The sequence below is a fragment of the Brevibacterium sp. GP-SGM9 genome (assembly GCF_047300845.1).
In the GTDB taxonomy this organism is placed as follows: Bacteria; Actinomycetota; Actinomycetes; order Actinomycetales; family Brevibacteriaceae; genus Brevibacterium.
The window spans coordinates 3,201,986-3,214,669 of the sequence record NZ_CP178563.1 but is presented as its reverse complement, the minus strand read 5'-3'; the positions used below and the strand labels follow the sequence as shown (position 1 = coordinate 3,214,669).

The following is a 12,684-nucleotide window of genomic DNA, read 5'->3' as shown; positions in this document are numbered from 1 at the left end:
TCGCTCACTGTGTTCGCTCACTGTCGGGCCGCCGCCGTCGAGGTCCGGGCGATCAGCCGCGGGCGGAAGACCGGTGGAACCGAGGGCAGTCCGGTCGAGGAGATGCGCAGCGTCTGCAGGGTCGCCCCGACGAGGGCGTTCGAGAGTCCATCGACATCGAGGCCGAGGACCGTGGCCGGCGGACCTGTGAACTTCATCGTCGGAGCGTCGCCGAAGCCGACGACCGACATGTCCCGCGGAACCTGGAGGTGCCGGTTGCGCAGGCCGTGCAGCGCCCCGTGCAGCTGCAGAGCCGACTGGACGATGACCGCGGTGCAGGTCGCATCCTTGAGGTCGAGCACCGCCCGCGAACCGCCGGAGAAGGACTTGGGAACCTGGGCGATCCAGTCATCGAGCCGGACACCGAGGTTGCGCGCCGGATGCTCGGCCCGGAAGCGGCGGATCAGCTGGACCGCGAGTTCCCCGCTGTCGTTGCAGATCAGACCGATGCGACGGTGTCCGATCGCTTGCAGGTGCTCGAAGGCCGTGGTCATTCCCCCGCCGAGGTCGAGGCGGGCGGCGATGATGTCGCCGTTGGCATCCTCGTCGCCCACCGCGGACTGCTCGTCGACGCGGATGCAGGGGATCGTCGTGTGCAGACTCGTCAGGGTCGGGGTGACGAGGGCGACGGCACCGGCCCGGACCGCGACCTCGAGGGGTTCCGGTTCGGTCTCCACGGGTGGTCGGGTGATGAGCAGGCCGTGGTCCTGCAGGGCCGTGGCCACCCGGGTGCAGACCTGGACCTGCCAATGCTCGGGATTGCCGGGGGCACCGACGGCGACCAACCGCCTCGGCGCCTCATGGAGCAGGGTCGAACGCGCATAGCCGAGCTCGTCCATCGCCGTCAGCACCTTGGTCCGTGTCACCTCGGCGACGGACCCGCGACGGCCGAGCACACGCGAGACGGTCGCCAGGGAGACTCCCGCATGGGCGGCGACATCGTCGAGCGTGACCTTCATACCGGGAAGTCTATCGGTGGGCGCGCAGGTGTGGGGCACTGCGGCCGGGCGTCCCGCCCAGCCCGCACTCAGCTGTGCACCTGCGCACTGACACAGTGCTGAGAATCACTCTACGCTGTGTCGAATAGGATGTCGGTGAACGCCTCGGTGCGCTTAGGATGAAGGTGACTGAGCATCCCCGCCAGGTCGCCGACGACCAGCTGCTCATGAACTACATGAACTACTTAGGAGGAAACATGTCAACAGTGTCGTTGAATGGCCTCAGTCACGCCTACGAGAACACCGCGTCCGATTCCGTGCATCCTTTCAACCTCTTCATCGACGACGGCGAGTTCCTCGTCCTCTACGGTCCATCGGGATCCGGCAAGTCGACGATTCTGCGCATGCTCCACGGGCTCGAAGCGCCGAAGTCGGGAACCATCCTCATCGACGGGGTCGACGTCACCCACGCCGCGGTCAACGATCGCGATGTCACCCTCGCCCTCGAGAGCTATGCGCTCTACCCGCATATGAGTGTGCGCGACAACCTCGGCTTCGCCCTGCGCGTCGACGGTCTGCCCGCCGAGGAGATCGCCGAGAGAGTCGAGTCGGTGACCTCGAAGATCGGCCTGCGAGACTTCCTCGACTCCGTTCCCGGCGACCTCTCCCAGCTCCAGCGTCAGACCATCGCCCTGGCCCGGGCCGTGGTGCGACGACCCAAGGTCCTGATCATGGACGAACCCGTGGTCAACCTCGTGCCCGAGCACAAGGCCGAGACCCTTGCCCTGGTCAAGGACCTGCAGCAGGAGTTCGCACTGACCACCCTCTACGCCACCTCCGACCTCGAGGATGCGAAGGTCCTCGGCGACCGGATCGCCTTCCTCGACCACGGCCGCCTGGTCGGGGTGGAGAAACCCGAAGTCGCCGAGGCGCTCGTGGCCTCGATCGCCGACGGGGAATCCTGAGCGGTGTCCGAGGTCCCGTCGCCCGCCGAGGCAGCGACCTCGGCTGAGATCCCGGCGCCGCGGATCCAGGCGGTGCGCACTGCGGAGCACTCCGCGCTGGCCGAGCTGCCCTGGCATCTTCCGCTCAGCGACTGGCCGGAGGATCTGCTCGGCGGACTGCCCCGAGGCATCTCCCGCCACATCGTGCGCTACGTCGAGATCGGCGATGAGGTGCTCGCAATCAAGGAGACCGAGAACCGGCAGGCCCTGCGCGAATTCGACATCCTCGGCGTGCTCGAGAATCTCGACGTCCCCACCGTCGCGGCCCGCGCCTATGTCACCGACCGGAGGTCCGCCTCGGGGGAGGCTCTGCCGGGAGCGTTGATCACGGCCTATCTCGATTTCTCCCTGCCCTACCGGGCCCTGTTCTCCCGGGATCTCGCTCAGGACACCGGGGGCCGCCTCGTCGATGCTCTTGCCGTGCTTCTGGCCAGGCTCCACCTCGTCGGCTTCTACTGGGGCGATGTATCGCTGTCGAACACCCTGTTCCGCCGCGATGCCGACGCCTATGCCGCCTATGTCGTCGACGCCGAGACCGGCGAGCTGCACGATCAGCTCTCGGACGGGCAGCGGCAGATGGATCTGCGCATCGCGCGGACGAACATCGCCGGAGACTTCCTCGATCTGCAGGCCGCCGGTCTCATCGATCCTGCGATCGATCCGCTTGCCGCGGGGCAGCGACTGTGCGAGTCCTATGAGGGGCTGTGGACCGAGCTCACCCGGGTCGAGGAGTTCAGCGTCAACGAGCGCTGGCGCATCGACGAGCGCATCCGCCGCCTCAACGACCTGGGCTTCGACCTCGGTGAGCTGACCGTGACGACCGACCTCGACGGGGTCAGCCTGCTCGTCGAGCCGAAGGTCGTCGAGCCGAACCACCATTCCCGCAGGCTGCTGCGCCTGACCGGTATCGGGGCGAACGAGAACCAGGCGCGGACCATGCTCAACGACCTCGACTCGTACCGTTCGGCCCCCGAATTCGCGGAGTCGGCGGAGGCCACGGGTGAGGACTCGGCGGAGCTCGGCGAGGCGGAGGCGGCGCGGAAGTGGCTCGAAGAGGTCTACAAACCGCTGATCCAGGCGATTCCCGAGCACCTCACGCACAAGCTCGAGCCCGGGCAGATCTTCTACGAATTCGTCGAACATCGTCGGGTCATGTCTCGGGCCCGGCAGCGCGACATCCCGACGATGGAGGCGATCGCGTACTTCATCGTCGACTACCTGGCCAACCTGCCCGACGAATCCCGCTACGTCGACAGCAAGCAGTTCTGAGGCTGCGGGTCTGAGCCCGCAGTCCACGACGTGGAACAGGCGGGCCGGGACCGCCTCGGCGGGCATACCTTTGATCTCAATGGGGCGAGCCGCCCGGTCACGCCCATGACGATCACCGATCCCGTCACCCGGAAGGACCTCCGATGTCGCACGTCCCCCAGGATTCCTCACCGAACTCGACCACCGCATCTGATTCGACAGCCGCGTCGTCTTCAACACCGAACTCGATGCCGACGAATGAGCACAACCCTTCGATTCCCTCCCTGTTCGATCTCAGCGGCCGCACCGCCGTCGTCGTCGGTGCCGGCTCCGGACTCGGGCAGGCGAGCGCGCTCGGCCTCGCCGACGCCGGTGCCCACGTCATCGCCGCCGACCTCAATGTCGAAGGCGCCGAGGCGACCGTCCGGCTGATCGCGGACCGCCGAGCTGCGGGTGGAGCTGGCGCCGGAACCGGTGCGAGCGCCGGAACCGGCGCCGTGGCCGAGGCCGCCCGGGTCGACATCACGGACTCGGCTTCGGTCGATGCGCTCGTCGCCGCCCACCCCGAGGCGCAGGTCCTCGTCATCACTCCCGGGGCGAACGTGCGCAAGCGCCTGACGAACACCACCGACGAGGAGTTCGACAAGGTCATCGACATCAACCTCAAGGGCACGTACCGGCTGATGCGCGGCTTCGGCACCGAAATGGCCGAGCGCGGTCGCGGCTCCATCGTCACCTACTCCTCTTTCCGCGCGCTGACGATCGAAGCCGGGCAGGGACTCTACGCTGCGGCCAAGGCCGGGGTCGTGCAGCTGACGAAGACCATGGCCAGCGAGCTCGGACCGCGGGGCGTGCGCGTCAACGCGATCCTGCCCGGCCCCTTCGACACACCTCTGACCCAGCAGATCAAGGCCGACGGCCGGTGGTGGGGCGCCTATGCGGACAAGACCGCACTGGGCCGGTGGGGCACCCTGCACGAGATCGCCGGACCGGTGCTGTTCCTCGCCTCCGACGCCTCGAGCTACGTCACCGGCCACTCGCAGCTCGTCGACGGCGGCTGGATGGCCCACGACGGACGGTTCACTCCGGACGTCTGAGTTCGAGCTGACTTGTTCGAACTGCGGGGCTCGATCTGTGGGGATTGGTCTGCCGAGTTCGATCTGCTGAGGCGGGCCCGCTTCGGCGGCGCGGGACCTCACCGGGGTGGGGCCTCACCCCAACTTCGGCCGCGCGGACCCCCCCAACCTCGGCGGCGCGGGACCTCACCCCAACCTCGGCGGGGGCTGAAGAAGCCCGACCACGCCTCAAGGGCGCGTGCGACAATATCTCTATGACCGCACCAGACTCTCCGACCCCAGGATCCGCGAGCGAAAGGCCGGGCTTCGCCCGTCAGCTGGGTCGTCGAAAATCGATCTCCAGCATGATCGAGGACACCAGGGACTCGGAGTCGCAGGGTCTGCGCCGCACCTTCGGGGTCTTCCAGCTGACCATGATCAGCGTCGGGGCGACTCTGGGCACCGGCATCCTCGTCATCCTCGGCGAGGCGGTGCCGATCGCCGGTCCCGCCGTGTGGCTGGCGTTCATCCTCGCCGGCATCACGGCCCTGCTTTCGGCGGTCAGCTATGCGGAGATGGCCGGAATGGTGCCCGTCTCAGGGTCGAGCTACTCCTATTCCTATGCCACGCTCGGCGAAGGGGTGGCCTGGGTCTGCGGGTGGTGCCTCGTCCTCGAATACGCTGTCTCGGTCGCGGCCGTGGCCGTCGGCGCCGCCGACTACGTCAATGAGACGCTGCGGATCTTCGGACTCTCGCTGCCGCCCTCGCTGACCTCGGGTCCCGGGCTGCCCGAGAGCCCCGGAGGAGTCATCAACCTCTCCGCGCTCATCGTCATCGTGCTCGCCACCGTTCTGCTCATGCGCGGGGCCAAGGAGTCCGGGGTGGTCAACACGATCATCGTCTTCGTCAAGCTGGGCATCCTCGTCTTCTTCGCGATCGTCGCCTTCACCGCGTTCAAGGCCGGACACTTCGAACCGCTGCTGCCGATGGGGGCCGCCGGCGTCACCGCGGCCGCCTCGAGCGTGTTCTTCTCCTACATCGGCTTCGATGCGGCCTCAACCGCTGGTGAGGAGGCGAAGAACCCGAATCGGGATCTGCCGCGCGCGATCATCCTCTCGATGGTGATCGTGACCTCGATGTACGTGCTCGTGGCCATCGCCGCGATCGGCGCCAGGGAGTGGGAGTGGTTCTCCGATTCCAAAGCTCCCCTGGTCCAGATCATCCACGAGATCACCGGCTCGAACCTCGCGGTCTTCATCTTCTCCGCCGCGGCCGTGCTCGCAATCTTCTCCGTCGTCATCACCGTCCTCTACGGACAGTCGCGCATCCTGCTGACGATGTCACGCGACGGCATGGTCCCGCGCATCTTCGGCATCGTCTCCCCGCGCACGGGCACGCCTCTGGCCGGGACCCTCATCACCGGCGGGCTGGTCGCGATCACGGCCGCTCTCATCCCGCTCGGCGAGTTGGCGAATGCTACGAGCATCGGCACCCTCTTCGCCTTCTGCCTCGTCAACATCGCCGTCATCTACCTGCGGGTCAAGCGCCCCGACCTCGAACGGTCGTTCAAGGTCCCCTTCGGTCCGGTGATCCCGATCCTCGGGGCTCTGGCGTGCGCGTTCCTCATGGTCAACCTCGGCGGCACCACCTGGGCGGTGTTCGGCCTGTGGATGGTCGTCGGCGCACTCATCTACTTCGGCTACAGCCGTCGCCACTCCCGCGTCGGCGCGCTCAGCGAGTCGGACTACCGCAGCAGCGTCGACACCTGAGCCGCACCCGGCCTCTCACCCCCTCCCCGAGAACTACGTGACGGCGGCCCAGCAACGTCGCGCGACGTTGCTGGGCCGCCGTCACGTAGTTCTGGGCGCTCGGGGCCAGGGTCAGGTGCGGCGGGCGCGGGCGACCTCGTAGAGGGACACGGCCGCGGCGATGCCTGCGTTGAGCGACTCCGTGGACGCGGCGATCGGGATCGACACGATCTGGTCGCACTTCTCGGCGATGAGGCGAGAGAGTCCCTTGCCCTCGGAGCCGACGACGATGCACAGCGGGTCGCGGCTGAAGCTCAGCCCCGGCAGATCGACGTCGCCATCCATGTCGAGGCCGACGACGAACACGTTCTGCTTCTTCAGCTCGTCGATCGTCCGCGCCAGGTTGACGACCTGCGCGACCTTGGTCCGGGCCGCCGCACCGGCGGAGGTCTTCCAGGCCGCGGCCGTCATCGAGGCGGCCCGGCGTTCGGGAATGATCACGCCGTGACCGCCGAAGGCAGCGGTCGAGCGGACGATCGCGCCGAGGTTGCGCGGATCGGTGATCCCGTCGAGCGCCACGATCAGCGGCGCCTCTCCCCGGTCCACGGCGACCTCGAGCAGGTCCGCGGGCTCGGAGTACTGGTAGGGCGGGATCTGCAGGGCGATGCCCTGATGGATCGCGTCATCGGTGAGCCGGTCGAGGTCGGGCTTGCTGGCCTCGAGCATCGAGATTCCGCGCTGCGTGGCCAGGGTGATCGATTCGCGGACGCGGTCATCGGAGTCGATGCGACCGGCCACGTACATCGCGGTGGCGGGCACGCCTTCGCGCAGGGCCTCGAGCACGGAGTTGCGGCCGGCCACGACGTTCGACCCGAGCTCCTTCTTTCGGCGCTTCGCCTGCGCGGCGGCAGCGGCGTTCTTCTGGTTCGCCGTCTTGTGCGCCTTGTGATAGACCCGGTCCTCGGCCTTGGGCGTGGGGCCCTTGCCGCGCAGACCGCGCTTGTTCTTTCCGCCGGAGCCCTTGGTCGGGCCCTTCTTGGAGCCGCCGGAGCGGGGGTTGGAAGCCATGTGATTCCTTCGAGTGCGTTGGTGGCCGCGGGCCGGTGCCCGGGGCCCGGAAAATCAGTTGCCTGCGCCGAGGTGGTAGCGGTACCCGTCGGCCGTGTCCTCGATGACGACGCCGGCCGCGGCGAGGTCGTCGCGGATGGCATCGGCGGCGGCGTAGTCCTTGGCCGCCTTCGCCTCGGTGCGTTTGGTCGCCAGAGCGTCGACGAGGGCCTCGAGCGCCGCTTCGGTGGCCGCGTCGGAGCCGGATCCGGCCCACGCCTCGGCGCTGGGATTGACGCCGAGGATGTCGAGCATGAGTTCGACCTCGGCCACGATCTTGGCCAGACCTTCGCGGTCGGTGCCGGAATCGAGGAGCTTCGCGCCCTCGCTCACGGAGGCGAAGACCACGGACAGCGCCTTGGGCACACCGAGGTCGTCGTCGAGTGCGGCCGCGAACTCGTCCGGCACGTCGACGCTGCGATCCGCATACGCCTGGCCGACATCCGGCAGCGCCGGTGCCGATGCGCCGAGGGCCTGCCGGGCCCGCTGCAGGAAGTTCGTCAGCCGCTCCAGCGACGCGGCCGAGCGCTCCATCGCCTCGGGTGAGAATTCGAGGATCGAGCGGTAGCTGGCTCCCGTGAGGAAGTAGCGGACGGCCAGCGGGCTGAAGCGCGCGAACAGGTCCGAGGCGAAGATCGAGTTGCCCAGGGACTTCGACATCTTGTCGCCGCCGACGTTGAGCAGACCCGAGTGCATCCAGATGTTCGCGAAGGCGTCACCCGCGGCGCGGGACTGGGCGATCTCGTTCTCGTGGTGCGGGAAGCGCAGATCGAGTCCGCCGCCGTGGATGTCGAAGTGGGACCCGAGGTACTTCGTCGACATCGCCGAGCATTCGATGTGCCAGCCGGGCCGACCCCGACCCCAGGGAGCCGGCCACGAGGCGGTCTCCGGTTCCCCGGACTTGTGCCCCTTCCACAGGGCGAAGTCCCGGGCGTCCTTCTTCCCACGCAGCTCAGAGTCGTCGGCCGGCGCCATGTCCTCGAGCTTCTGGTTCGTCAGTTCCCCGTAGTCCGCCCACGAGGCGGCCGAGAAGTACACATCTCCGCTGTCGTCGAGTGCGGGATAGGCATGACCGGACTCGATGAGTCGCCCGATGAGTTCGATCATCTCCGTGATGTGGCCGGTGGCCCGGGGTTCATAGCTCGGCGGCAGTACGTCGAGAGCCTGATACGCCGAGGTGAAGGCTCGTTCGTAGATGAAGGCGTGGGCGAACCAGGGCCTGCCCTCTTCGACGGACTTCGACAGGATCTTGTCGTCGATGTCGGTGACGTTGCGGATCAGGGTCACCGAATAGCCGCGGTAGAGCAGCCAGCGACGCAGCTGGTCGAAGACCGACGCCGAGCGCAGGTGACCGATATGGGGTTCGCCCTGCACCGTGGCACCACAGACGTAGATCCCCACGTGCCCGTCGGTGACGGGGCGCAGCTGTTCGGTCGTGCGGCTGGCCGTGTTGTAGAGCGAGATAGTCACATGCTCAGTCTACCGGGCACGCCCAAGCGATGATCGCCAGGCAATCCGATACCAGACTGTTACGCAGCTCACGTGATGCGCGGCACATTGCACAGCGAGTTCCCAGTAAAGTGGACTCAGCACACAGCAGGCGTCTGCGCAGAAGTCACCCCGCGGACGGCCTTCGCAGGTTGTCGGACCGGACTCACAGCCGAGTCCGGATCCGGCGCTCGGCCGCACAGCTCGGCGGTTGGTACAGAAAGGACATCATGTCTTCCACGGCTACACCCCAGAGGGAGGTCTTCGCCACCCGCGGCGCGTTCATCTTCGCGGCCATCGGCTCGGCGGTCGGCCTCGGCAACATCTGGCGCTTCCCGTATGTCACGTATGACAACGGCGGCGGCGCCTTCATCATCCCCTACCTCGTCGCACTGCTGACAGCAGGCATTCCCCTGCTGTTCTTCGACTACGCGATGGGCCACCGCTCCCGCGGTTCTGCGCCGCTGGCATTCCGGATGGCCACGAAGGTCGCCGAACCCATCGGCTGGTTCCAAACCGGAGTCGCCTTCGTCATCGGCATCTACTACGCCGCGATCATCGGCTGGGCCGGCTGCTACATGTTCTTCTCGCTCAACCAGGCATGGGGCGATGACGCGACGAGCTTCTTCACCGGTGATTTCCTCCACGCGGCAGATCCGGGCGTCTCCTTCCAGTTCGTGCCCGGGATCCTCATTCCGATCATCATCGTCTGGGTCATCACCCTGGGCATCCTGCTCCTCGGGGTGCAGAACGGCATCGCGGGCTTCTCGAAGATCTTCATCCCGCTGCTCGTCATCCTCTTCGTCGCCCTCGTCATCCGCGCACTGTTCCTGCCCGGTGCCGCCGAGGGCCTCAACGCCCTCTTCACTCCGGACTTCGCGGCATTGGCCGATCCCGCCGTGTGGATCGCGGCGTACGGGCAGATCTTCTTCTCCCTGTCGATCGCCTTCGGCATCATGATCACCTACGCCTCGTACCTGAAGAAGAAGACGAACCTCACCGGCTCCGGTCTCGTCGTCGCCTTCTCGAACTCCGCGTTCGAGATCCTCGCCGGCATCGGCGTGTTCGCTGCTCTCGGGTTCATGGCCGCCGCACAGGGCTCACAGGTCGCCGATGTCGCCGACAGCGGCATCGGGCTGGCCTTCATGGCCTTCCCGACCCTGATCTCGGAGATGCCCGGCGGTGGGCTGTTCGGCTTCGCCTTCTTCGCCTGCCTCGTCTTCGCCGGCCTGACCTCGCTGATCTCGATCGTGCAGGTGCCCATCCAGGCACTGCGCGAGAAGTTCAGGATCGGCAACAAGGCCTCGATCATCCTCGTCGGCGGTGTCATGGCGATCATCTCGATCCTGCTCATGCCCACTGTCACCGGTCTCTACGTCCTCGACACGATCGATGCCTGGGCGAACAACCTCGGCATCGTCGGCGCAGCGGTCGTCGGCCTCATCGTCGTCGGCTGGTTCGCCAGGAAGCTTCCGGTGCTGCGCAGCCACCTCAACGCCATCTCGAGCTTCAAGGTCGGCTGGTTCTGGATGATCATCCTCGGCGGTGTCACCACTCTGGTGCTCGCCTATATGCTCATCCACCAGATCATCCTCTACGCCACCGAAGGCTACGAGGAGTACCCGACCAGCGTCACGGGCGTCTTCGGTTGGGGCATGATCGGTCTGCTCATCGTCGTCTCGATCGTCCTCTCGCTCATCAAGTGGCCGAAGAAGACGCTCGACGAGCTCGACGCCGCGGTCGCCGATTCGGTGGCCGAAGAGGGCTCAGCCGGACAGGGCTCGGCCGGACAGACAGGAACCACCACTCACGGAGGAGAACACTGATGGGCACCTCGGCAATCATCATGATGGTCATCGCCATGGTCACGGTGTGGGGCGGCTTGGCAGCCGCGATCGCGCACCTGCGCAAACATCCCGACATGGAGTGACCCGACTCGGGTAGGAACTCCGACGAGGGCGGTTCGATGCATGAGGCATCGGGCCGCCTTCGACATTCACAGCGCCCATCCCGGCGATCATCGCGGCCATCCAATCCAGACATGCGCGGTGCCCATCCAGACATTCGCGCTGCCCTTCCCGAATTTCAGCGTGCCCATTCTGCGGACCCGCTGGTCGCGGGCGCCGTGCCTGGTTAGGGTGGGAGCGTACGCGTTGTCGGTCGCGTGCGGACGGCCTCGGCCGACGCACGGACCATCGGGTCAGGACGACCCCCGAAGAAGCAAGGAGACGCAATGCCACAGACCGTCAAGGGCGTCATCGCCAGGAGCAAAGGCGCCCCCGTCGAACTCACCGACATCGTCATCCCCGATCCAGGTGCCGGAGAGGTCATCGTCGATGTGAAGTCCTGCGGCGTCTGCCACACGGACTTCCACTACCGGGAGGGCGGCATCAGCGACGACTACCCGTTCCTGCTCGGCCACGAATCCGCCGGCATCGTCTCAGAGGTCGGCGAAGGCGTGACCAACGTCGCCGTCGGTGACTTCGTCATCCTCAACTGGCGCGCGATCTGCGGAGAGTGCCGAGCCTGCAAGCGCGGCGAGCCCTGGTACTGCTTCGCCACCCACAATGCCTCGCAGAAGATGACCCTGCCCGACGGCACCGAACTCGAGGCCGCATTGGGCATCGGCTCCTTCGCCGAGAAGACCCTCGTCGCCGCCGGACAGTGCACCAAGGTCCCCGAATCCGATCCCGCCGTCGTCGGCCTGCTCGGCTGCGGCATGATGGCCGGCATCGGTGCCGCCATCAACACCGGTGAGGTCACCCGCGGCAAGAGCGTGGCGGTCATCGGCGCCGGCGGCGTCGGCTGCGCCGCGATCGCCGGTTCGGCTCTTGCCGGGGCCGGCACGATCATTGCGCTCGACATCGACGAGAAGAAGCTCGAATGGGCGAAGGACCTCGGCGCCACGGACATCGTGAGCACCAAGGGTATGAGCGAGGACGAGGTCGTCGCCGCAATCCAGGAGCGCACGGGCGGATTCGGCGCCGATGTCGTCATCGACGCCGTCGGACTTCCCGCGACCTGGCGGCAGGCCTTCTACGGCCGTGACCTCGCAGGCACCGTCGTGCTCGTGGGCGTGCCCACCCCGGAGATGGAGCTGACCGTTCCGCTCCTCGACGTGTTCGGCCGCGGCGGCAAGCTCAAGTCCTCGTGGTACGGCGACTGCCTGCCCGACCGTGACTTCCCGATGCTCGTCGACCTCTACCAGCAGGGACGCTTCCCGCTGGAGAAGTTCGTCACCGAACGCATCGGACTCGGCGACGTCGAGGCCGCGTTCGAGAAGATGGGCCAGGGCAAGGTCCTGCGATCGGTGGTGGAGCTCTGATGACAGCGATCGAGCATCTCGTCACGTCCGGCACCTTCTCCCTCGACGGGGAGACCCACAACGTCGACAACAATGTGTGGATCATCGGCGACGACACCGAGGTGATCGTCATCGATCCCGCCCATGACGTCGATGGCATCGCCGAGGCGGTCGGAGCCAGGGATGTCAAGGCCATTCTGCTCACGCACGGTCATGACGACCATGTGGGCGTGGTCCGCGACTTCGCCCACAAGGTGGGCAATCCGCCCGTGTACCTCAACCCCGATGACCATGTCCTGTGGGACATGACCTATGAGAGCTACCGCCCCGATGAGGAGATCGCCGACGGGGACACGTGGACCGTCGGCGGGGTGCGGCTGAAGGCCCTGCACACGCCCGGCCACTCCCCCGGTTCGACGTGCTTCTTCGTCGAGACCGGACTGCCCGTTCCCGCCTCGGCGGGGGCCGGTCGCGCGGTCGGTCCGGTGCTGTTCTCCGGGGACACCCTGTTCGACGGGGGCCCGGGAGCAACGGGCCGGTCGTACTCGAGCTTCGAGACGATCATCGAATCGATCCGCACCGTGCTCTTCGCACTCCCGGACGCCACCGTCGTCCTCACCGGTCACGGCGGTTCGACCTCGATCGGTGCGGAGAAGCCGAGCCTCGAGGATTGGATCAAGCGCGGACACTGAGCCGCACTGGGGCGCTGCGTGCCCGCACGGCCCGGTCTCGGATTGTCCGGGACCGGGCCAT

General features: G+C 67.0%; 11 protein-coding genes. 8 read left to right on the top strand and 3 right to left on the bottom strand.

Annotation, left to right across the window (positions count from 1 at the left end; all coding sequences use genetic code 11):
- Window positions 1–17: 17 nt before the first annotated feature.
- A complete protein-coding gene (locus tag ACH82I_RS14400; protein WP_413333572.1) occupies window positions 18–998 on the bottom strand; it encodes a LacI family DNA-binding transcriptional regulator in 981 nt (326 codons plus the stop codon).
- Between the two features lie 164 nt (window positions 999–1,162).
- Between ACH82I_RS14400 and ACH82I_RS14395 the strand changes: the two genes are divergently transcribed.
- The 4 genes from ACH82I_RS14395 to ACH82I_RS14380 all read left to right on the top strand — a co-directional run bounded on the left by ACH82I_RS14395 (window position 1,163) and on the right by ACH82I_RS14380 (window position 6,053).
- Window positions 1,163–1,942, top strand: a complete 780-nt coding sequence (locus tag ACH82I_RS14395) for an ABC transporter ATP-binding protein (RefSeq protein ID WP_230744539.1) — start codon at window positions 1,163–1,165, stop codon at window positions 1,940–1,942.
- A gap of 3 nt (window positions 1,943–1,945) precedes the next feature.
- Window positions 1,946–3,250 (top strand): DUF4032 domain-containing protein, encoded by a 1,305-nt coding sequence (locus tag ACH82I_RS14390; protein ID WP_230744538.1) that lies wholly within the window; start codon window positions 1,946–1,948, stop codon window positions 3,248–3,250.
- Window positions 3,251–3,477: 227 nt separating this feature from the next.
- Entirely contained in the window at window positions 3,478–4,326 is an 849-nt protein-coding gene (locus ACH82I_RS14385) for an SDR family NAD(P)-dependent oxidoreductase (RefSeq protein ID WP_230745168.1), read from the top strand.
- 233 nt (window positions 4,327–4,559) lie between these two features.
- Window positions 4,560–6,053 carry an amino acid permease gene (locus ACH82I_RS14380; RefSeq protein WP_413333570.1) on the top strand — a complete coding sequence of 498 codons (1,494 nt, stop codon included), beginning with the start codon at window positions 4,560–4,562 and terminating at the stop codon, window positions 6,051–6,053.
- A gap of 111 nt (window positions 6,054–6,164) precedes the next feature.
- On the opposite strand, the gene rlmB is transcribed toward ACH82I_RS14380, so the two are convergent.
- Together rlmB and cysS are read right to left on the bottom strand one after the other, a co-directional pair.
- Window positions 6,165–7,100, bottom strand: a complete 936-nt coding sequence (rlmB, locus tag ACH82I_RS14375; RefSeq protein WP_413333569.1) for a 23S rRNA (guanosine(2251)-2'-O)-methyltransferase RlmB — start codon at window positions 7,098–7,100, stop codon at window positions 6,165–6,167.
- 54 nt (window positions 7,101–7,154) lie between these two features.
- On the bottom strand, window positions 7,155–8,609 hold the full coding sequence (cysS, locus tag ACH82I_RS14370; RefSeq protein WP_413333567.1) for a cysteine--tRNA ligase: 1,455 nt from the start codon (window positions 8,607–8,609) through the stop codon (window positions 7,155–7,157).
- 248 nt (window positions 8,610–8,857) lie between these two features.
- Here cysS and ACH82I_RS14365 point away from each other — a divergent pair, with 248 nt between their 5' ends.
- The 4 genes from ACH82I_RS14365 to ACH82I_RS14350 all read left to right on the top strand — a co-directional run bounded on the left by ACH82I_RS14365 (window position 8,858) and on the right by ACH82I_RS14350 (window position 12,623).
- Window positions 8,858–10,453 carry a sodium-dependent transporter gene (locus tag ACH82I_RS14365; RefSeq protein ID WP_413333565.1) on the top strand — a complete coding sequence of 532 codons (1,596 nt, stop codon included), beginning with the start codon at window positions 8,858–8,860 and terminating at the stop codon, window positions 10,451–10,453.
- Window positions 10,453–10,557 carry a methionine/alanine import family NSS transporter small subunit gene (locus ACH82I_RS14360; RefSeq protein ID WP_230744533.1) on the top strand — a complete coding sequence of 35 codons (105 nt, stop codon included), beginning with the start codon at window positions 10,453–10,455 and terminating at the stop codon, window positions 10,555–10,557. The genes ACH82I_RS14365 and ACH82I_RS14360 overlap by 1 nt, the downstream gene beginning before the upstream one ends.
- A 303-nt stretch (window positions 10,558–10,860) precedes the next feature.
- Window positions 10,861–11,952 carry an S-(hydroxymethyl)mycothiol dehydrogenase gene (locus ACH82I_RS14355; protein WP_230744532.1) on the top strand — a complete coding sequence of 364 codons (1,092 nt, stop codon included), beginning with the start codon at window positions 10,861–10,863 and terminating at the stop codon, window positions 11,950–11,952.
- A complete protein-coding gene (locus tag ACH82I_RS14350; RefSeq protein ID WP_413333562.1) occupies window positions 11,952–12,623 on the top strand; it encodes an MBL fold metallo-hydrolase in 672 nt (223 codons plus the stop codon). The genes ACH82I_RS14355 and ACH82I_RS14350 overlap by 1 nt, the downstream gene beginning before the upstream one ends.
- The last annotated feature ends 61 nt before the right edge of the window (window positions 12,624–12,684 follow it).

Coding starts and splice junctions, on each gene's coding strand:
- ACH82I_RS14400 (WP_413333572.1), bottom strand. CDS start 998: ATGAAGGTCACGCTCGACGATGTCGCCGCCCATGCGGGAGTCTCCCTG.
- ACH82I_RS14385 (WP_230745168.1), top strand. CDS start 3,478: ATGCCGACGAATGAGCACAACCCTTCGATTCCCTCCCTGTTCGATCTC.
- ACH82I_RS14380 (WP_413333570.1), top strand. CDS start 4,560: ATGACCGCACCAGACTCTCCGACCCCAGGATCCGCGAGCGAAAGGCCG.
- rlmB (WP_413333569.1), bottom strand. CDS start 7,100: ATGGCTTCCAACCCCCGCTCCGGCGGCTCCAAGAAGGGCCCGACCAAG.
- ACH82I_RS14365 (WP_413333565.1), top strand. CDS start 8,858: ATGTCTTCCACGGCTACACCCCAGAGGGAGGTCTTCGCCACCCGCGGC.
- ACH82I_RS14360 (WP_230744533.1), top strand. CDS start 10,453: ATGGGCACCTCGGCAATCATCATGATGGTCATCGCCATGGTCACGGTG.
- ACH82I_RS14355 (WP_230744532.1), top strand. CDS start 10,861: ATGCCACAGACCGTCAAGGGCGTCATCGCCAGGAGCAAAGGCGCCCCC.
- ACH82I_RS14350 (WP_413333562.1), top strand. CDS start 11,952: ATGACAGCGATCGAGCATCTCGTCACGTCCGGCACCTTCTCCCTCGAC.